This window comes from Novosphingobium anseongense (assembly GCF_037482895.1).
Taxonomy (GTDB): Bacteria; Pseudomonadota; Alphaproteobacteria; order Sphingomonadales; family Sphingomonadaceae; genus Novosphingobium; species Novosphingobium anseongense.
In genome coordinates, this window is record NZ_JBBHJZ010000001.1 from 25,000 (window position 1) to 41,694 (window position 16,695).

The window sequence follows — 16,695 nt, forward strand, 5'->3', positions numbered from 1 at the left end:
ATCAATTGCCGTGCGCGAGTTCTTCGCCCATCTGCGCGAGCAACGGCATGATCGTGCGGTCGGCGAGCACGGTGCAGAAGTACTCGTTGAGCTGGCGGATCTTCCCGTCGCGGAAGGTGAAGATGAAGACGTACTGGTTGCAATAGGGCTCGCCGTTGCTGAGCACCGCGTCGCCCTCGAATTCGAGCACGACGCGGTCACCCTCGGCGGTCAGGCTGTGCACCGTCGGGCGGAAGCCCGTCGGCACGACCTGGCGGAAGGCTGCGACGGTGGCGAGCATCGTCTCGCGGTTGCGCCAACCCGAGACCTGGCCGAAGCCCTTGGTGAAGGTCTCGGCGTCCTCGGTGGTGCAGCGGGCCATGCCCTCGGCATCGCCGTCGCTCATCGCCTGCAGGAAATCGAGCGCGATCTGCTTGTCGGCTTCACTCATCGTTCTCTCCCGTTGTCATGACTTGGCGCCGAAGAGCGAGCGCCACAGCTGCCGCAGCCAGGCGAGGAAGCCCTTCTCGGCGGCAGGCTCGGCGCTCGCGGCCCCGGCCGGTTGTGCCTGGGCTTCGATCGTGTCGCGCAACTGGCCGGCGAAGCCCTTGGCGAGCTGCGGCAGCAAGGGCTTGCCCATGGCCTCCCACATCGGTGCCATCGGGCCGCTGCCTTGGACCTGGACCGTCAGTTTGACCTCCGTCTCGCCGGGCCCCGTCGCGGTCGCCAGATAGGAACCGCCGCCCTGGACCGGGTCGCCTTCGAGCTTGTAGGTGAAGGCCACGCGCTCGGGTCCGTCCCATTGGTCGACCTTGACCTGGACGCGGACCGTGCGGACGAGTCCGCCGACGCCGACCTTCAGGGTCCAGCGCGAGTTGTCGTCGTCGATCACCTCGCAGTCCTGCATGCCGGGCATCAAGCTGGCCCAGCCGCGGATGTCGCGCGCGAAATCCCAGACCTTTGTGATCTCTTCGCGGATGGTGACGGTCTGTTCGGTCTCGATCATCGGACGATCACAGTCCCATCCGCGCGACTTCGCGCTCGAGCGACGTGCTCGGTTCGCCGCAGGCTTCGCGCGCGGCCAGCCAGCCGTAGGTCATGCCGCGGGCGTTCGAGATGCCGCTCTGCATCACCGCGCCGGTTTCCATGCGCGCGGTCGAATTGCCCGCGGCGTAGAGGCCGGCGATCGGCCTGTCGTCCCAGCCGATCACGCGTGCGTGGTGGTCGATCATCAGGCCGGCTGCGGCGATGCCGGTGCCGCCCATGCGGCGCAGCTCGACCGCGTAGAACGGGCCCTTCTCGAGCGGGGCGAGGTTGGGATTGGGCTTGTGGTTCACGTCGCCGCACATCCAGGCGCTCCACGGGTGGGTGCCGCGGCCGAAATCCGGGTCCTCGCCCTTTTCGGCATGGGTGTTGAACCGAGCCACGGTCGCCTCGAGGTTTCGGGCGTCGATGCCGATCTTGCCTGCGAGTTCGGCCAGGGTGTCGGCCCTGGTGCCGAAGCCTTCGGGGAAGTCCTGGCCCGGGGTCACCGAGAAGAACGGGTATTTCGCCAGGACCTGGCTGTCGATCACCACCCAGCAGGGGAAGTTGGGATGGGTCTGGGTGCCGCCGTCGATTTCGTCGATCTTGTAATAGAAAGAGCGGTAGAAGGCCTCGTTGCCGAAGCGCTTGCCTTCGCGGTTGACCACGATCGTGTGCGGTTGGCCGATGACGGGCAGGGCGCTGCGCCAGAGCGGGCGACCTTCCTCGTCCTCCTCGCCGGGCACGGTGACGCCGAGCGAGGTGATGTCGGGCACGGTCGCGATCCGCGCGCCGAGCGGGCCGGCGAGGCGGAAGTTGGCGCCGTTGATCCCGGAGAACAGCATCGATCCCTGCTCGAGCTGGCGGGCGAGGGTCTTGTTGAGCTCCTGGTTCTGCTCGTAGCTGCTGACCGCGACGACCACGGCCTTATTGGCCTTGATGAAGCGTTCTTCCCCATCCTGAGTGACGCGCACGCCGACGACGCGCGTGCCGTCGGAGATCAGCTCTTCGGCGTTGGTCCCCGTCAGCAGCGGAATGCCGCGGTCGATCGCGCCCTTGACGAAATAGGCTGCGAGGCCGGCGCCGAGGCAGCGTTCGTCGTTGGTCAGGCGCTCGCCCATCTTGGCGAAGTCCCACTGCATCATGTTGGCGGTGCCGCCGCCCGCGGCCATGTCGGCATGGGTAAAGCCATAGGGCATCTGCGGCGAGACGCGCGTGCGGCTCTGCCAGTCGCCGAGCGTCTCGCCCTTGAACGGCTTGCATTCGAGCATGCGGCCTTCGGCCACGGCATCGTTCGAGACGGTGTAGTAATAATCGGGGCAGTCGCGGATCACTTCCATCTCGAGGCCGATGCGGTCCTCGAAATAGCGCAGCGCTTCGCGCGCGTGGACGACCTTGTTGAGGATCGACAGGTCGCTGCCGTAGTCCATCGACAGGCGCTTTACATAGCGGAAGCCGCTGTCGACCGAGTCCTCGATGCCGAGCTCGGTGGCATGGTGATTGCCCGCGACCCAGACCTCACCCATCGACAGCGCGGTGACGCCGCCGACCTGGGCCGATCGTTCGAGCACTACGGCGCTGGCGCCGTTCTCGTGCGCCGTGATCGCCGCCGAAAGCCCGCCGATTCCCGAGCCGATCGCGACGAGGTCCACCTCCATGTCCCATTGCGACGGCAGATTGTTCAGCATTCCTGGAATCCTTTTCCCAACCCCGGCGCCATCCTGCGCTTGCGAGTCCCGCCGCTGGCCCGTTTATCTCGCGTTTGCTGCCTCACTTGCCAGCGGCGGGCAAGATTAAAAGATACGAAAGAGTATTTTTATGAGCAAAAAAGATCCGCCCGTCTGGCGTGATTGACAAGCCTGCTGAACAACTGCTTAGCATGCCCGGCAAAAAGGAAGAGGATTTCGCGATGCTGCCCAACGATCCGCCGCCGCGGCTGCCGCCCGTCGATGCCGATGCGATCGCCCCGGAGGCGCGCGCCTTTCTCGAGAAGTGGACCGGCGGCTTCTTTCAGGGAGCCGACAAGCATCCGGTCCTGTTGACCTTCGCACACAATCCGAAGCTTGCCGATGTGTTCTCGGCGTTCAACATCCATCTGCTGACGACCAGTACCCTGCCGGTGAAGCAGCGGCAGATCGCGATCATGCGGCTCGCCTGGATCACCAAGGCGGTCTACATGTGGTCGAGCCACCTCAACACGAGCATTTCGTGTGGGCTCGACGATTCCCTGTTCGAGCCGATCAAGGTCGGCGCATCCGATCCCTATTTCACCGACTTCGAGCGGCACGTGATCCGCGCGACCGAGGAACTGATCGCGAACTACGAGATCAGCGAGGAAAGCTGGGCGGCGTTGATGAGCGAATGGAGCGAGGCCCAGGTGCTCGATTTCCTGTTCACCGTCGGCTGCTACACGACGATCGCCTACGTCATGCGTTCGACGGGCGTTCAACGGCTGCCCGATCTGCTCGCTTCGGCCGAGCGATACGGCGCTCCCGAATAGGCGGATCGCCGGGCTATTCGCTTTCGCGCAAGGCGCTGATGCGTTCGTAGTGCTCGCGCACGTTGCGCGCGAGCGAGAGCGGATCGAACGGCTTCGTGATCACGCCGTCGGCGCCTTCGTTGATATAACGGTCGACGTCGGCCTGGCGGGCGTTGGCGGTGATGAACAGCACGGGCAGCCTGGCGAATTGCGGCATGTCGCGCAGGCGTGCGAGCACGTCCTTGCCCGACATTTCGGGCATCATCAGGTCGAGCAGTGCGATATCGGGCACGAAGCCCTTGGCGATGATGTCGAGCGCCTCTCGCCCCGAAGGCGCGATGCGGACGTCGAGGCTCGGATCGAGCGCGAGCGCCATCTCGACGATGATCCGGATGTCGGGCTCGTCATCGACGTAGATCACCTTCAACCGGTCGCCCAAGCGCCTAGCGCCCATCGCTGATCTCCGCTGCCTGCTTCTGCCGATCCAGAATTTCGTTGATTGTCTCGACCAGCGTGAACAGCGATCGGCGCGACTTGGTGAGCACGGCCGCCACCTCGTTCGCGAAGGCGCCGTTCCGTTCCTGCGCCGAATAGATGATCACCGGAATCGGGGCTTCACCGCCGAGCTCGGCCAGCAGTTGTTCGCCGCAGCCGTCGGGTAGGCCCAGGTCGACGATGACGACGTCGGGCCGATCGCGGGCGATCATCTCGCGGGCAGAGGCGAGGTCGGTCGCTCGTGCCGTTCGCGCACGACCTTCGAGCGCCGCCGCGGTGATCTCCAGCGTATCGGTATCGTCGTCGACGTGGAGGATCAGCGGCATGGAATGGCGCGCACGTGCGATGACGCTCGCCATCGCCGTGTTGAGACGGGCGGCGTCGAGCGGGCGCGGGATCCAGTCGATGACGTCGAGCGAAGCCAGCTGGGCGCCGGGCTCGTCGCCGCCGGCAATGGCGATGACGGGCAGGTTGCGCAGCGTCGGATCGCTGTGGATCTCGTGGAGCAGCCGCGGATTGTCGCCCAGGTAGTGGTAGTCGAGCAGGAGTGCGACATAGTGCTGCCGCGAGAAGGCGGTCATGAGCGCCTCGGTGGTGTCGACGACGTCGGCGCGGATCGAGCGGTTCTCGAGCGCGTCGGCGATGCCGCGCGCCTCGCTTTCGTGTGCGCAGATCAGAACGCGCGGCGCCGCGCCGTTTTCGGGCTGGCCCGTCACCGTGTTCCACAAAGGCAGGTTGAAGCTGAACACGCTGCCGCCGCTCGGCGCCGGGGTGTACCAGATGCCGCCACCGTGATTGCGGACGATCTCGCGCGATATGGCGAGGCCCAGCCCGGTTCCGCGCGCCTGGCCCGCCGGGCTCTGGATCGACTGGGCGAAGCGGGTGAACAGGCGATTGCGCAGTTCGGCATCGATGCCGGGACCGCTGTCGATGACGCTCGCCTCCGCATGGCCGTTGCGTCGGATGATCTGCAGCGAGACCGTGCGTTCGGCGGGGGTGAAGCGGATGGCATTGGCGAGCAGATTGTTGAACACCTGGATCAGCCGCTCGGCATCGCCGCGGATCATTACCGGCTCTTTCGCGAAATCCGATATCAGTTCGACCTGCTGGTTCTCTGCCATGCCGCGCACGGCGTCGAGCGCACGCGCACCGACGTCGCGCAAGTCGATAGGCTGGAAATCGAACGACATTTCGCCCGCCTCCAGCTTCTCGATGTCGAGAAGGTCGTTCACCAGGCGGATGAGGCGGTTGGCGTTGTTCTCGGCGATTACCACCAGCCGCAGCATGGCCGCGGGAAATTCCTGCCCGAGACTGCCGCGCAACAGGCCGAGCGAACCGACGATCGAGGTTAGCGGCGTGCGCAATTCGTGGCTGACGGTCGAGAGGAACTGGTCCTTGATCTGCTCGACCTTCTCGCGCTCGGAAATGTCCCGCAGCGCGGCGACGATGTGGACGCCGTCAGGCAGGGGCATGATCCCAAGCGCAGCCTCGACCGGTATCGTCGTTCCGTTGGCGCCTCGCGCCGTGAGGTTGTGGCGAAACGGTTCGATCAGGCCCTTGTCGGTCAGACCGATACGATCGAGGAATAGGCCTTCGCCGGGGGCAAGATCGACGATCAGAGAAATGTCGCGGCGGATGAGCTCGTCCTCGGCATAGCCGAACAGTTGCGAGGCCGAGCGGTTGATCGTCTCGATGCTGCCGCTGGGATTGATCAGGATGATCGCGTCGAGGGTGCTGTCGAAGATCGCACGACGACGCGCCGCGGCTTCGCGCGCGGCGCGCTCGAAGCCCGCTCGACGATGCTCGCTGCGCCAATAGAGGACGCCGATGCCGATGAAGGTCAGCGCAACCATGGCGACGATGAACCAGCTGATCTGCTCGGTCGCGCGCGTCCGCTCGTTCTGGCGCGCCAGCGTCTGGGCCAGTCGCTGCGCTTCGGCCGCCCGCGCTTTGGTCGCCTCGCTGCGAAGCTCGTCCATGAGCGCCTTGCCGTAGCCTTCGCTCACCGAGGCGGCGGCCGGGCCGAGGCCGCCGCTGCGACGCAGCCCGATCACTCGCTCCATTTCGCCGAACTTGGCGTCGCTGATCTGTTTGAACCGCTCGAGGTGGCGGCGTTCCTTGTCGGTCGTCGGTAAGGACCACAAGGCCTGGAGCTGTTCCTGCACATCGCGCCGTCCCTCGCGATAGGGTTCGAGGAAGGTTTCGTTGCCGGTGATGACGAAGCCCCGCTGGCCGGTCTCGGCATCCTTGATCGAGGAGAACAGCTCGCTGATCAGAAGCTGGCGGGCATGGGCCTGGCGCGCCTCGTCCTCGGTGCTGCCGAGCCGGCGGTATTCGGTGCTGAACCAGAACGCGAGCGCCGCGAGCAGCAGCGGAATAAGCAGAAGCACTGCCAGGCCGGCGCGCAGTTCGAAGCTTCGCGGCCCGCTTGTCTGGTCGTCTTCGCCGATCACGGCTCACCCTCGGGATCGAGCAGTGGCTTGACCGAGAGAATCGCCTGCAGCCGATTGCTGACCCCGAGCTTGCGGAAGATCGCGGTCAGATGCGCCTTGATCGTCGCTTCGGTCAGTTCGAGATCGGCGGCGATCTGTTTGTTGAGATCGCCGCGAACCAGAGCCGCGAGCACGCGCTTCTGGGCCGAGGACAGCGTCTCCATTCGCGCGCCCATATCTCGCAGCGCATCCGGGATCGCGGGTGCGGCAGGGAAAACCACACCACCGGTGACGAGGGTGCCGATCGCCATTGCGATCTGATCGAGTGGCTGGCTCTTGGAAATGAAGCCCGCTGCCCCCACGGCCTTGGCCGCGTTGATGATTTTCGGCTCGTCGAAGGCCGAGATGATCGCGATAGGCACGTTGCCGAGTACGTGCTGGAGGCGAAAGAAGCCCGAGAAGCCTTCGGCGTCGGGAAGCTGATAGTCGAGCAGCAGCAGGGCGATGTCCTGGCGCGTCTGGGCGATGCGTTCGGCCGACTCTATTTCCGTCGCCTCTTCGACGACGAGATGCGGAAGCTGCGACATGATCGCCATCCGAACCGCATCTCTTACCATGGGGTGATCGTCAGCGATCAAGACCCTGCGTCGCATCAGCTGCCAATCCCCATTGCATTTAAACAGTGTTTATCTGGGATCCAGCGGTCAATATGTTCGTGCACTCCCCCGCTGTCGAGGGAGGCAAAGCTCCATTTCGGTGTCATCGACGAGGTGAGCGACATATGTCGGCAAGATCGATCCTCTTGATCGTCACGGAAGACGCGGCCCTAGCCGCGGCGGTCTGCGGTTTCGTGGAGCCGCTGGGCTGGAGCTGCCGGCCCGTTCGGGACAGCGCCAACGCGTCCCGGGCATTGGCGGAATCGCCCGCGGCGGTGCTCGTCGACCAGCGCTTTCCCGATGCGCCGGGCCTGATGGCGGGAATCCGCGAAAAGCCCGCGCCGATCAATGGCACGCCGATTCTGACGGTTGGCGGCGCGGATCGCGGAGCCGTGGGTTCGGGCGGCCAGCTCGACCTGCCGCTCGATCGCGCGGCCTTTCTCGCTCTGCTGCGGCAATGGGTTGGCCCGGTCGAAGATCACGCCTCGCGCGGCGAGCCTTGGCATTTCCGCTACAAGCTCCTGCGGCTGCTCGGGCTCGACAATGCCGATGCGATGCTGCGGCGGCTGCGATCGAACCTCGGTGAGGCGGTGGAACGCGCGTTGACCGACGGTAGCGCGATTGCGGCGCATCGCCTGGCGGGGCTTGCGGGAATTTGCGGCTTCGCAGACGTGAGCCAGGCCTGGAGCCGGGCCGACCGTCACGAGGACGGCGCGCTGGCCGCCGCGATCGCGGTCTCGCAGCGCGCCATGGCCGATATCGATGCCGCGCTGGGCCCGTCGGCCTAGGTTACTTGAGCCGCAGCGGCAGGCCGGCGGCGACGAAGACCACCTCGTCGGCGGCCGCGGCCACTGCCTGGTTGATCCGCCCCGCGAAATCGCGAAACCGGCGGGCGAGGGCATTGTCGGGCACGATGCCGAGGCCGACCTCGTTGGCGACGAGGATCAAAGTTCCCTGGAAGCCGCTCACGGCCTCGGTCAGCGCCGCGAGCTCCGCGTCGAGCTCTCGCTCGGCCAGCATGACGTTGGTCGCCCAGAGCGTCAGGCAATCGACCAGCAGCGTCTCATCCGACGCCGATCGTGCGGCGATGGCGGCAGCGAGGTCGAGCGGTGCTTCGAGCGTCGCCCAGTTCGGGCCGCGATCGGCGCGATGCAGCGCGATGCGCTCGCTCATCTCTTCGTCCCAGGCCTCGGCCGTGGCGACGTAGGTCAGGCGCCCGCCGTGTTCTTCGGCGCGGCTCTGAGCCAGGCGGCTCTTGCCCGAACGCGCGCCGCCGAGCACGAGCAGGCGATGAGCGGTCATGACCAAGGCTCTCCGGCTTGCCGTGCGAGGGTGATCAGCGCGGGCACGTCGAGATGCCGTTCGAGTTCGGCGGCGATATCATCGAGCGCGGCATCGACATCGGCATCATAGTCGACGCCCGCCCCCTCGACGCCGATCCGGCCGAGCAGCGTACGGCGCAGATCGGCGCTGGCGAGCAGGCCGTGGACGTAAGTGCCGAGCACGCGGCCGTCGGCACTGATCGCGCCGTCGTCGCGGCCGTCGTCGAAGTGGGCGAAGGGACGCGCCCGGTCCGCGCCCGTCGTTTCGCCCATGTGCATCTCGTAGCCGGTAAAGCCCGCATCGAGCGCCTGTCCCGCGACCTGGCGCAGCGCTTTGCTGCCGGCGAGCCGCGTGTCGAGATCGAGCAGGCCTAGCCCGTCGATCGCGCCCGGCGGACCTTCCAGGCCGTCGGGATCGTCAATCCGCCGGCCCAGCATCTGATAGCCGCCGCATAGCCCGAGCACGAGACCGCCGCGCCGCCGATGCGCGAGGATGTCGACGTCCCAGCCTTCGGCGCGCAGCGCGGCCATGTCGGCGACCGTGGCCTTCGAGCCGGCGAGGACGACCAGCGCGGCTTCGGCAGGGATCGGCTGGCCCGGAGGAACCATGACCAGCTCGACGCAGGGTTCGAGCTTGAGCGGATCGAGATCGTCGAAGTTCGAGATCCGTGGCAGGATCGGGCAGGCCACGACCACGCGGCCCTGGCCGCGATCGGCGCGTTTTTCGAGGATCACCGCGTCCTCGCTGGGTAGCCGCACGGTCGCGCGCAGCCAGGGCACCAGGCCGAAGCCGCGCCAGCCCGACAGCGCCTCGATCTGGCGGTAGCCGTCCTCGAACAGCGCGGGATCGCCGCGGAACTTGTTGATCACGAAGCCGCGGATCATCGCCGCGTCGGCCGGATCGATCACCGTGCGCGTGCCGACGACCGCGGCGATCACCCCGCCGCGGTCGATGTCGCCGACGAGCACCACGGGCACCCGCGCCGCGCGCGCGAAGCCCATGTTGGCGATGTCGCCCGCGCGCAAGTTGATCTCGGCGGGCGAGCCGGCGCCTTCGACCACGACCACATCGCACTCCGCTCGCAATCGTCGGTAGCTCTCCATCACTTCGGTCAGCAGGGCGCCACGCGCCTCGCGGAAGTTGCCCGAGCCGAGCGTGCCGCGGACCTTGCCGTGGACCACGAGCTGCGAGGTGCGATCGGCCTGCGGCTTGAGCAGGACGGGGTTCATGTCGGTATGCGGCTCGACCCGGCAGGCCAGGGCCTGGAGCGCCTGGGCGCGGCCGATCTCGCCGCCGTCGACCGTGACCGCCGCGTTGTTCGACATGTTCTGCGGCTTGAACGGCCGCACGGTCAGCCCGCGGTTGGCTAATGCGCGGCACAGACCGGCGACGAGCACCGACTTGCCGACGTCCGAGCCCGTGCCCTGGAGCATCACAGCGCCCATGCGACGCCTCCTGACATAACCCAGAGCAGCAGGCAGGCGCGGACATAGACCGCCAGTGCGCGGCGGATGTCGCGCGCGCCGGCCTGCGACGAGCCGTCTCCGATCCAGGACTTGTCGTGCATCACGCCGTCATAGGCGATCGGCCCCGCCAGGCGAAGCCCCAGTACGCCGGCCATCGCCGCTTCGGTCCAGCCGGCATTGGGCGAGGCGTGCAGTCTGGCGTCGCGCCACATGGTCCGCCAGCCACCGACGCCGGCCAGGCAGATCACCGCGCCACCGATCCGCGCTGGCAGAAGGTTCAGCAGGTCGTCGGTCCGCGCCGCGGCCCAGCCGAACAGGCGCCAGCGTTCCTCGCGGTGGCCGATCAGACTGTCGGCGGTGTTGATCGCCTTGTAGGCCCAGACCCCGGGCAAGCCGGCGACGAGCAGCCAGAACAGCGGCGCGGCCACCCCGTCGCAAAAGCTCTCGGCCAGGCTCTCGATCGCCGCGCGCGCGATGCCGGCTTCGTCGAGTGCGGTCGTGTCGCGGCCGACGATCATGCCGACCGCCCGGCGCGCGGCGGGCAGGTCGCCGGCGGCAAGCGCCTGCGCGACCGGGCGGACGTGATCGAACAGGCTGCGCTGCGCGAGCGCGGGGAAGGCGGCCAGCGCGACGCCGATCCAGCCGAACGGGCCGAGCGTGGCAAGCAGCGCGCATTGGATCAGCCAACCGCCACCGCCGGCGATGGCGATCAGCAGCAGGACGGTGAGGATGCCCGCGAGCAGGCGGCGACGCTCGGGGCTCTCAGGGCGGTTCCATTTGCTCTCGCAGCGGGCGATGATCCGCGCGAACAGGCCCACGGGGTGGCCGATCCGGCGATAGAGCGCGCCTGGCCAGCCGATCGCCGCGTCGAGGGCGAGCGCGACGAGGGCTACGGGTTCAGCCAAGCGTCAGCGCCGTGTCGAGCCTTGCGAGGTCGGCCTCGCTGCCGGGCAGGCCCAGCCGCAGCCAGCGCGGATCGTAGTCGAACGGCCGCGTCAGGATCGCGCGCCGGGCCAGGCGTTCGAACAGCGCCTCGGCTTGGTCGGTCTCGACCAGGCGGAACAAGGGGCAGCAGCCACGCGCGGCGAGGCCGTGACGCGCAAGCACCGCGTCGAGCGCCGCCGCCCGGCGGCGCAGGTCGGCGCGGCTGGAAGCAATCCAGGCCGCGTCGCGATAGGCCGCGATACCGATCGCGATGCTCGCGGCCGAGACCGGCCAGGCGCCGAGCCTCGCGCGGAACTTTGCGATCACCGCGCGCGGTCCGATGACGAAGCCCAGCCGCAGTCCGGCGAGGCCGAAGAACTTGCCGAACGAGCGGAAGATCACCAGCCGGCGCTCATCCGACACCGCGCCGGCTAGGCTCAGCTCGGGTGCGTGGTCGGCGAAGGCCTCGTCGATCACCAGCCAGCCGCGATGGACCAGGAGGCTTTCGCGCGCGTGGGTCGTGCCATCCGGGTTGTTCGGATTGGCGACGATCAGCGTGTCGTCGCCGGCCTCGGCCAAGGTGGCCGGTCGCGCGCCGCCGAACATGTCGCCGTGGGTGCGGTAGGACGGTGCGAAGTAGGCGGCAGGGGCGGGCAGCACGTCGCCGGCCAGACGCAGACCGATTTCGGTGCCGGGCAGCGCGCAGACGTGCTGCGGGTCGGCGCCGAAATGGTCGGCGGCGGCGCGTTCGAGCGCGGCGAGGCCGGATTCGTCGGGCAGGGCCTGCCAGTCGATCGCGAGGTCTGCGGGCACGGGCCAGGGATTGGGGTTGATCCCCGTCGAGAGATCGAGCCAGGGCGCATCGCCGTCGCCGAAATGCGTGCGCGCCGCCGCGATGCCACCGCCGTGCCAGGTCCAGCGCGTCATATCAGTCTGGCCCCGACGATCGCGGCCAGCAGCAGGCCCGATTCAACGATCTCGATCCCTGCGCCGTGGCCATCGCCCGAGATTCCGCCAAACCGTGCGCGCAGCCAGACGGCCCAGAGCGGGACGAACAGGAGGGCCGCGAGCAGTCCGGGTACGAACCAGCTCGCCGTGAGCAGGGCGGCGCTCCACAGCGCCAGATCGAGCGGCCGCACCGCGTCGCGGAAGCGGGCGCCGAGCCCTTCGTGCAGCGGCGGCAGCCAGCGTGTCCAGGCGAGCGGGCCGATCCGCGCGGCGAAAGGCACGAGCAGCAGCGCGATTGGCGGTGCGGTGACGAGCAGGGTGCGGATCAGCACGAGCTTGGCGACGAGTTGCAGGCCGATCGCCACGACGGCGAAGCTGCCGACGTGCGGATCGGCCAGGACCGCGCGCAGGCGTTCGGGATTTCCCTGGGCAAGCTTGTGCGCAGCGCCCGAAGCGTCGGCCACGTCGCCGAGGCCGTCGAGATGCAGCGCGCCGGTGACCGCTACCCATAGCACGAGCCCGACCAGCGCGCCCAGCCAGGGGTCGATGCGCGCACCGAGCACGGCGCCTAAGCAGACGATCGCGCCGACCGTTAGCCCCGCGGCCGGAAACCAGCGCATCGAGGCGGCGAATTCGGCATTGCTCACGGTCACGCGCGGTAGCGGCAGCCGGGTGAGGAACTGCAGCGCGATCACAAGTCCCTTCACGTGCGCAGCCCGACGATCTGACCCGCAGGTTGTGTGCCGGGCCAGACGCGGATCGAGAGCAGCGCCGCATAGGGCAGGTCGAAGGCCCAGCCGAGACGGTGGTCGAGACCGCAGAGCAGACTCAGCGCCGCGCGCATCGCGCCCCCGTGGGTGACAACCAGCGTGGACCTCGGTTCGAGCGCGGTCAGCGCGACGCGGACGCGATCGAGCAGCGTCGACCAGCTTTCGCCCGCGGGTGGGGCGTGGGCATCGGGATCGTCCCAGAAGCGCCCGAGCGCCTGGCGGTCGATCTCCTGGGCGGCCAGTCCGTCCCATGCGCCGAAGTCGAGCTCGCGCCAGCGCGGATCTTGCCGCGCCGTCAGGCCGCGCGGCTCGGCGATGGCCGCGGCGGCTTTCGAAGCACGGGAGAGGTCCGAGCTGACGATCGCTTCCAGCGCCAGGTCCTGCGCACGCGCCACGCAGACGGCGATGCCGCCCGGGGTAGGGGCGGCGTCGGTATGGCCGAGGAACAGCCCGGGCGTTTCCGGTGCGCCGTGGCGCAGCAGGTGGAGGAGGAAGCCCTCGCTCATGCCGCGCCGGCGATCCCGGCTTCGGCGAAAGTGGCCATGAGGTCGTGCGCGGCCAGCGCCGAGCGGACGATCTGCGCCGCCACGGCTGCGCCGCTGCCTTCGCCGAGCCGCATTTCGAGCCGGAGCAGGGGTTCCAAACCGAAGCGCTCGAGCAGCCGCGCATGGCCGGGCTCGGCCGAACAGTGCCCGGCCAGGCAATGGTCGGTGATCGCCGGATTGACCGCGGCCAGCGGCGCAAGGGCCGAACCGCTGATGAAGCCGTCGAGCATGACCGGCACGCGCAGCCGGCGTGCGGCAAGCACGGCGCCGGCGATTGCGACGATCTCGCGCCCGCCGAGCCGCCGCAGCGTCTCGAAGGCGCTGCTCGGTGCGTTCGCGTGGAAGGCGAGCGCGCTTTCGACGGCTGCGATCTTGCGCTCCATCCCGGCCATGTCGAGCCCGGTACCCGGGCCGACCCAGGTCCGCGCACGGCCTCCGAAGCTGCGCGCGCAGAGGGCGGCGGCGGCGGTCGAATTGCCGATGCCCATCTCGCCTACGGCCAGCAGATCGAGATCGGGCGTTACCACCGAAGCGCCGATCGACAGGGCTTCGAGGCACTCGGCCTCGCTCATTGCCGGCGCGCGGGTGAAGTCCTCGGTCGGCCGGTCGAGCGCGATCGGCACGACCGTCAGTTCGAGCCCGGCAGCCTCGGCGAGCGCGTTGATCGCGGCGCCGCCGGCGGCGAAGTTGGCTACCATCAGCGCGGTGACGTCGGAAGGAAAGGCGCTGACCCCGCGCGCGGCGACGCCGTGGTTGCCCGCGAAGATCGCGACGCGGCCGCGATCGAGCCGCGGCTTCTCGCGGCCCTGCCAGCCGGCGAAGAACACCGCGATATCCTCGAGCCGCGCCAGCGAGCCCGCGGGCTTGGTGAGCTGCGCCTGCCGCGCCGCGGCCGCCGCAATCGCCGCCGGGTCCGGCCCGGACAGGTCGGCGAGCGCGCTTTCGAAATCGGTGATCGAGGAAAAGCTCATTCGGCGACGAATCCCTCGGGCGGCGCGCGCGTAATGAAATGGCCTTTCACACCCTGTGGCCAATCGCGGAACGGCACGCGGCCGTGTTCGCTGGTGGCATAGCGGACGGCATAGTCGAGGATCGCACGCGCGGCATCCTCGTCCGGTGCGAAACGGCCGAGTACGTAGGAGATCTTGCCCGGTGCGCGCAGGTGGATCGTGCAGAATTCGGTGCAGGCGAAGAGGCAGGGCATTTCCTGCACTGCGATATCGGCATAGCGCGCGTCCGAGGCCTTGACCGCCTGCAGTGCGGCGACGAGCAGCGCGCCGCCGCGGCGGCCTTCGCTGTCCTCGCGTTGGTCCGCGGAGAGCTTGCAGGTGTTGCAGGCGACGACGGCGGGGCCGGGTGTGACGGGTGTCAGCATCAGAAGCGTCCCCGCAGGCCGGCATAGAAAACGCGGCCGAGAGCGTTGTAGCGGATCGCGGTCGAATAAGTCTCGTCGAACAGGTTCTCGACCCGGCCGATCAGGCGCAGACTGGGCGACAGCGCATATTCGGCGCGCAGGTCGACCAGCGTATAGGCGTCGAGCACCGTGGTGTTGGCCGCATTGTCGAAGGTCTTGCCCGACCAGCGGATCGCGGCGCCCGTGGTCAGCCCGAAGGGCCATGCGTAGGAAACCGAGCCGTTGGCCGTGTCGCGCGGGCGGCGCGGCAGCCACTTGCCGAAGTTGGCGCCCGGCGAGCGATCCTCGGCGACGGTCCAGCTGTAATTGCCGTCGAGTTGGAAGCTGCCGAGCTTCAGCGCGGCGGCCGCCTCGATCCCGTGCGCCTCGGCGCGCGAGACGTTGGCATAGTAGCCCTGGCGGCGCGTCGTAGCGTTGCCGGGGACGAAGCAGAGCGCGTCGGTCGATGTGGCGGCGCAGGAGTTGAAGATGATCTGATCGCGCGTCTTGCGCTGAAACCAGGTCGCGCCGAAGACCAGCTTGTCGTCGAACAGGTGCTGTTCGGCGCCGGCCTCCCAGCCCTTTGCCCGCTCGGGCGCGAGGCTCGCGACACCGTATTCGGAGAACAGCTGGTAGAGCGTCGGCGCCTTGAAACCCTCGCCGTAGCTCGCGCGCAGAACCGTGCCGGTAGGCAAGTTCAGCACGCCGCCCGCGGCGAAGAGCCACTTGCCGCCGAAGCGATCGTGATCGTCGTGGCGCAGGCCGGCGTTCAGGGTGAGGCCCCCTATCGGCTGGGCGCTGAGTTGGCCGTAGAAGCTGGTGATGTCGGCGCCGCCGCGCACGGGGGCGGGAACCGGCGTGGCCAGGGCGGCGGGCGGCGAGGCCGAACGGAAGCGCGAGCGCTCGTTCTCGGCGCCGGCGAGCAAGGTCCAGCCCTCGGCGATCGCGAAAGCGCCCTGGTACTCCAAGCGGCGGTTGTGGCCGGCGGCGTCGAAGGTCTGCGCACGCGCGCGGGTGGGGTTGAAGTTGTCGCGGTCGGTGTCGGTATAGGTATAGCCGATGCGGTTGCGGAAGCGGCCGTCGAGCAGGTCCAGGTTGATCCCGGCATACCCTACGAATTCGCGGTTCAGCGAATATTCGAGGCTGTCGGCGGTGGATGCGTCGATCTCGGTCTGCGACGAGGCGTAATAGCCGCGCAGGTCGGCCGAGATCCCCGGTGCGAGTTCGATCACGGCGCGGCCGCTGACGTTGCGGTTGATATAGCCGTCCGCCTCCTTGCCGCCGAAGGCCGGGGCGAGCGCGCTAATGCCGTCGGTGGTGAAGGCCTGGCCGCCGAGGCGCCAGGCCAGCGGGCCGGTCTTGCCGCCGATCGCGGCGCGCGCGCTGACGGTCTCGTGCGAGCCGGCCTCGACGTCGAAGCTGCCTTCGAGCGTCTTTGCGGGCAGGGCCGTCACGACGTTGACCACGCCACCGATCGCCTGGCTGCCCCAGAGGATCGATTGCGGCCCGCGCAGGACCTCGATCCGCGAGGCGTCGCCGGCGAGCAGGTTTGCGAAGTTGTAACCGCCACTGCTGGCCGAGGGATCGTTGAGCTTGACCCCGTCGATCACGACGACGGTCTGCTCGCTCTCCGCGCCGCGGATGCGCAGCGCGGTCGTGGTGCCGTAGCCGCCGTTGCGTGAAATGCTGATGCCCGGCGTGCGCAGCAGCAGTTCGGTGACGCCGATGTCCTGGGCACGGTCGATCGCCGGCTTGTCGAGCACGGTCAGCGAGGCGGGAACCTGATCGACCGGGATCGCGAGCCGCGTCGCGGTGACGAGAATCGTGTCGGAAGAGGACGGGACCGGGGCGGCCGCGTCGGGGGCGGGGGCTTCCTGCAGTTCGTCGGCCTGGGCCGCGAGCGGCAGTGCCAGAAAGGCAACGGAAACGAGATATTTCAGTACGCGCACGACCAAATCTCCCCCACGCATGCGTGGCTGGACTTGTCGTCGCTCGGGTTCACCCCCGTCCGCTCGGCACACCCTGTCCGCGCGAAGGACGACCGCGACGGGCAGGTCTCCTGGCTTGCGGGTCACTGCCGGTTCGCGCCGCCTTCTCGCGATCCGAGGATCGCAATGGCCTATGGCGCGATGGCTCGCCGCTCACAGTTGCAGGGGCAGCCGGGGTCTCGAACCCCGTTCCCTTTTCATCACCCTTGCGGGTGAACCTGTCGCAGGGGCGGCGTTAGGCACATCGCTGCATTGCGTCAATGACGGCGCTTGC

At 68.3% G+C, this 16,695-nt stretch carries 17 protein-coding genes and 1 riboswitch; of the genes, 2 read left to right on the forward strand and 15 right to left on the reverse strand.

Annotation, left to right across the window (positions count from 1 at the left end):
* Position 1: 1 nt before the first annotated feature.
* Genes WG901_RS00115 through WG901_RS00125 form a run of 3 tightly spaced genes read right to left on the reverse strand, consistent with a single transcriptional unit; the run spans position 2 to position 2,690 of the window.
* Complete coding sequence (locus tag WG901_RS00115) at positions 2 to 430, reverse strand: nuclear transport factor 2 family protein (protein WP_339584998.1); 429 nt, start codon at positions 428 to 430, stop codon at positions 2 to 4.
* Between the two features lie 15 nt (positions 431 to 445).
* On the reverse strand, positions 446 to 985 hold the full coding sequence (locus WG901_RS00120; RefSeq protein ID WP_339584999.1) for a CoxG family protein: 540 nt from the start codon (positions 983 to 985) through the stop codon (positions 446 to 448).
* 7 nt (positions 986 to 992) lie between these two features.
* Entirely contained in the window at positions 993 to 2,690 is a 1,698-nt protein-coding gene (locus WG901_RS00125; protein ID WP_339585000.1) for an FAD-dependent oxidoreductase, read from the reverse strand.
* 191 nt (positions 2,691 to 2,881) lie between these two features.
* On the opposite strand from WG901_RS00125, the gene WG901_RS00130 reads away from it, so the two are divergent.
* Positions 2,882 to 3,502, forward strand: a complete 621-nt coding sequence (locus WG901_RS00130; protein ID WP_339585001.1) for a carboxymuconolactone decarboxylase family protein — start codon at positions 2,882 to 2,884, stop codon at positions 3,500 to 3,502.
* 13 nt (positions 3,503 to 3,515) lie between these two features.
* Here WG901_RS00130 and WG901_RS00135 read toward each other — a convergent pair whose 3' ends face one another.
* The 3 genes from WG901_RS00135 to WG901_RS00145 are packed head-to-tail and all read right to left on the reverse strand — an operon-like array spanning position 3,516 to position 7,061.
* Positions 3,516 to 3,935 carry a response regulator gene (locus tag WG901_RS00135; RefSeq protein ID WP_339585002.1) on the reverse strand — a complete coding sequence of 140 codons (420 nt, stop codon included), beginning with the start codon at positions 3,933 to 3,935 and terminating at the stop codon, positions 3,516 to 3,518.
* On the reverse strand, positions 3,925 to 6,429 hold the full coding sequence (locus WG901_RS00140; RefSeq protein ID WP_339585003.1) for a CHASE3 domain-containing protein: 2,505 nt from the start codon (positions 6,427 to 6,429) through the stop codon (positions 3,925 to 3,927). Before WG901_RS00140 ends, WG901_RS00135 begins: the two co-directional genes overlap by 11 nt.
* Positions 6,426 to 7,061, reverse strand: a complete 636-nt coding sequence (locus WG901_RS00145) for a response regulator transcription factor (protein WP_339585004.1) — start codon at positions 7,059 to 7,061, stop codon at positions 6,426 to 6,428. The genes WG901_RS00140 and WG901_RS00145 overlap by 4 nt, the downstream gene beginning before the upstream one ends.
* A 128-nt stretch (positions 7,062 to 7,189) precedes the next feature.
* On the opposite strand from WG901_RS00145, the gene WG901_RS00150 reads away from it, so the two are divergent.
* On the forward strand, positions 7,190 to 7,852 hold the full coding sequence (locus WG901_RS00150; RefSeq protein ID WP_339585005.1) for a hypothetical protein: 663 nt from the start codon (positions 7,190 to 7,192) through the stop codon (positions 7,850 to 7,852).
* A 1-nt stretch (position 7,853) separates the two neighbouring features.
* On the opposite strand, the gene cobU is transcribed toward WG901_RS00150, so the two are convergent.
* The 9 genes from cobU to WG901_RS00195 are packed head-to-tail and all read right to left on the reverse strand — an operon-like array spanning position 7,854 to position 16,382.
* Entirely contained in the window at positions 7,854 to 8,366 is a 513-nt protein-coding gene (gene cobU / locus WG901_RS00155) for a bifunctional adenosylcobinamide kinase/adenosylcobinamide-phosphate guanylyltransferase (protein WP_339585006.1), read from the reverse strand.
* Positions 8,363 to 9,832, reverse strand: coding sequence for a cobyric acid synthase (locus WG901_RS00160; RefSeq protein WP_339585007.1), 1,470 nt, complete (start codon positions 9,830 to 9,832; stop codon positions 8,363 to 8,365). The genes cobU and WG901_RS00160 overlap by 4 nt, the downstream gene beginning before the upstream one ends.
* The gene (gene cbiB / locus WG901_RS00165) at positions 9,820 to 10,758 is read right to left on the reverse strand and encodes an adenosylcobinamide-phosphate synthase CbiB (RefSeq protein ID WP_339585008.1); all 939 of its coding nucleotides are present in this window, start codon (positions 10,756 to 10,758) and stop codon (positions 9,820 to 9,822) included. Before cbiB ends, WG901_RS00160 begins: the two co-directional genes overlap by 13 nt.
* Entirely contained in the window at positions 10,751 to 11,704 is a 954-nt protein-coding gene (locus WG901_RS00170) for an aminotransferase class I/II-fold pyridoxal phosphate-dependent enzyme (protein ID WP_339585009.1), read from the reverse strand. Before WG901_RS00170 ends, cbiB begins: the two co-directional genes overlap by 8 nt.
* A complete protein-coding gene (locus WG901_RS00175) occupies positions 11,701 to 12,432 on the reverse strand; it encodes an adenosylcobinamide-GDP ribazoletransferase (protein WP_339585010.1) in 732 nt (243 codons plus the stop codon). The genes WG901_RS00170 and WG901_RS00175 overlap by 4 nt, the downstream gene beginning before the upstream one ends.
* The gene (locus WG901_RS00180) at positions 12,429 to 13,001 is read right to left on the reverse strand and encodes a histidine phosphatase family protein (protein ID WP_339585011.1); all 573 of its coding nucleotides are present in this window, start codon (positions 12,999 to 13,001) and stop codon (positions 12,429 to 12,431) included. The genes WG901_RS00175 and WG901_RS00180 overlap by 4 nt, the downstream gene beginning before the upstream one ends.
* Positions 12,998 to 14,011 carry a nicotinate-nucleotide--dimethylbenzimidazole phosphoribosyltransferase gene (gene cobT, locus WG901_RS00185; RefSeq protein WP_339585012.1) on the reverse strand — a complete coding sequence of 338 codons (1,014 nt, stop codon included), beginning with the start codon at positions 14,009 to 14,011 and terminating at the stop codon, positions 12,998 to 13,000. Before cobT ends, WG901_RS00180 begins: the two co-directional genes overlap by 4 nt.
* The gene (locus tag WG901_RS00190) at positions 14,008 to 14,415 is read right to left on the reverse strand and encodes a DUF1636 domain-containing protein (protein ID WP_339585013.1); all 408 of its coding nucleotides are present in this window, start codon (positions 14,413 to 14,415) and stop codon (positions 14,008 to 14,010) included. The genes cobT and WG901_RS00190 overlap by 4 nt, the downstream gene beginning before the upstream one ends.
* Positions 14,415 to 16,382 carry a TonB-dependent receptor plug domain-containing protein gene (locus WG901_RS00195; RefSeq protein ID WP_417601974.1) on the reverse strand — a complete coding sequence of 656 codons (1,968 nt, stop codon included), beginning with the start codon at positions 16,380 to 16,382 and terminating at the stop codon, positions 14,415 to 14,417. Before WG901_RS00195 ends, WG901_RS00190 begins: the two co-directional genes overlap by 1 nt.
* A gap of 83 nt (positions 16,383 to 16,465) precedes the next feature.
* Positions 16,466 to 16,658, reverse strand: a riboswitch (cobalamin riboswitch).
* Between the last annotated feature and the right edge of the window lie 37 nt (positions 16,659 to 16,695).

Excerpts from the sequence above, each read along its gene's own strand:
- WG901_RS00115 (WP_339584998.1), bottom strand. The coding sequence starts at position 430 with ATGAGTGAAGCCGACAAGCAGATCGCGCTCGATTTCCTGCAGGCGATG.
- WG901_RS00120 (WP_339584999.1), bottom strand. The coding sequence starts at position 985 with ATGATCGAGACCGAACAGACCGTCACCATCCGCGAAGAGATCACAAAG.
- WG901_RS00125 (WP_339585000.1), bottom strand. The coding sequence starts at position 2,690 with ATGCTGAACAATCTGCCGTCGCAATGGGACATGGAGGTGGACCTCGTC.
- WG901_RS00130 (WP_339585001.1), top strand. The coding sequence starts at position 2,882 with ATGCCCGGCAAAAAGGAAGAGGATTTCGCGATGCTGCCCAACGATCCG.
- WG901_RS00135 (WP_339585002.1), bottom strand. The coding sequence starts at position 3,935 with ATGGGCGCTAGGCGCTTGGGCGACCGGTTGAAGGTGATCTACGTCGAT.
- WG901_RS00145 (WP_339585004.1), bottom strand. The coding sequence starts at position 7,061 with ATGCGACGCAGGGTCTTGATCGCTGACGATCACCCCATGGTAAGAGAT.
- WG901_RS00150 (WP_339585005.1), top strand. The coding sequence starts at position 7,190 with ATGTCGGCAAGATCGATCCTCTTGATCGTCACGGAAGACGCGGCCCTA.
- cobU (WP_339585006.1), bottom strand. The coding sequence starts at position 8,366 with ATGACCGCTCATCGCCTGCTCGTGCTCGGCGGCGCGCGTTCGGGCAAG.
- WG901_RS00160 (WP_339585007.1), bottom strand. The coding sequence starts at position 9,832 with ATGGGCGCTGTGATGCTCCAGGGCACGGGCTCGGACGTCGGCAAGTCG.
- WG901_RS00170 (WP_339585009.1), bottom strand. The coding sequence starts at position 11,704 with ATGACGCGCTGGACCTGGCACGGCGGTGGCATCGCGGCGGCGCGCACG.
- WG901_RS00180 (WP_339585011.1), bottom strand. The coding sequence starts at position 13,001 with ATGAGCGAGGGCTTCCTCCTCCACCTGCTGCGCCACGGCGCACCGGAA.
- cobT (WP_339585012.1), bottom strand. The coding sequence starts at position 14,011 with ATGAGCTTTTCCTCGATCACCGATTTCGAAAGCGCGCTCGCCGACCTG.
- WG901_RS00190 (WP_339585013.1), bottom strand. The coding sequence starts at position 14,415 with ATGCTGACACCCGTCACACCCGGCCCCGCCGTCGTCGCCTGCAACACC.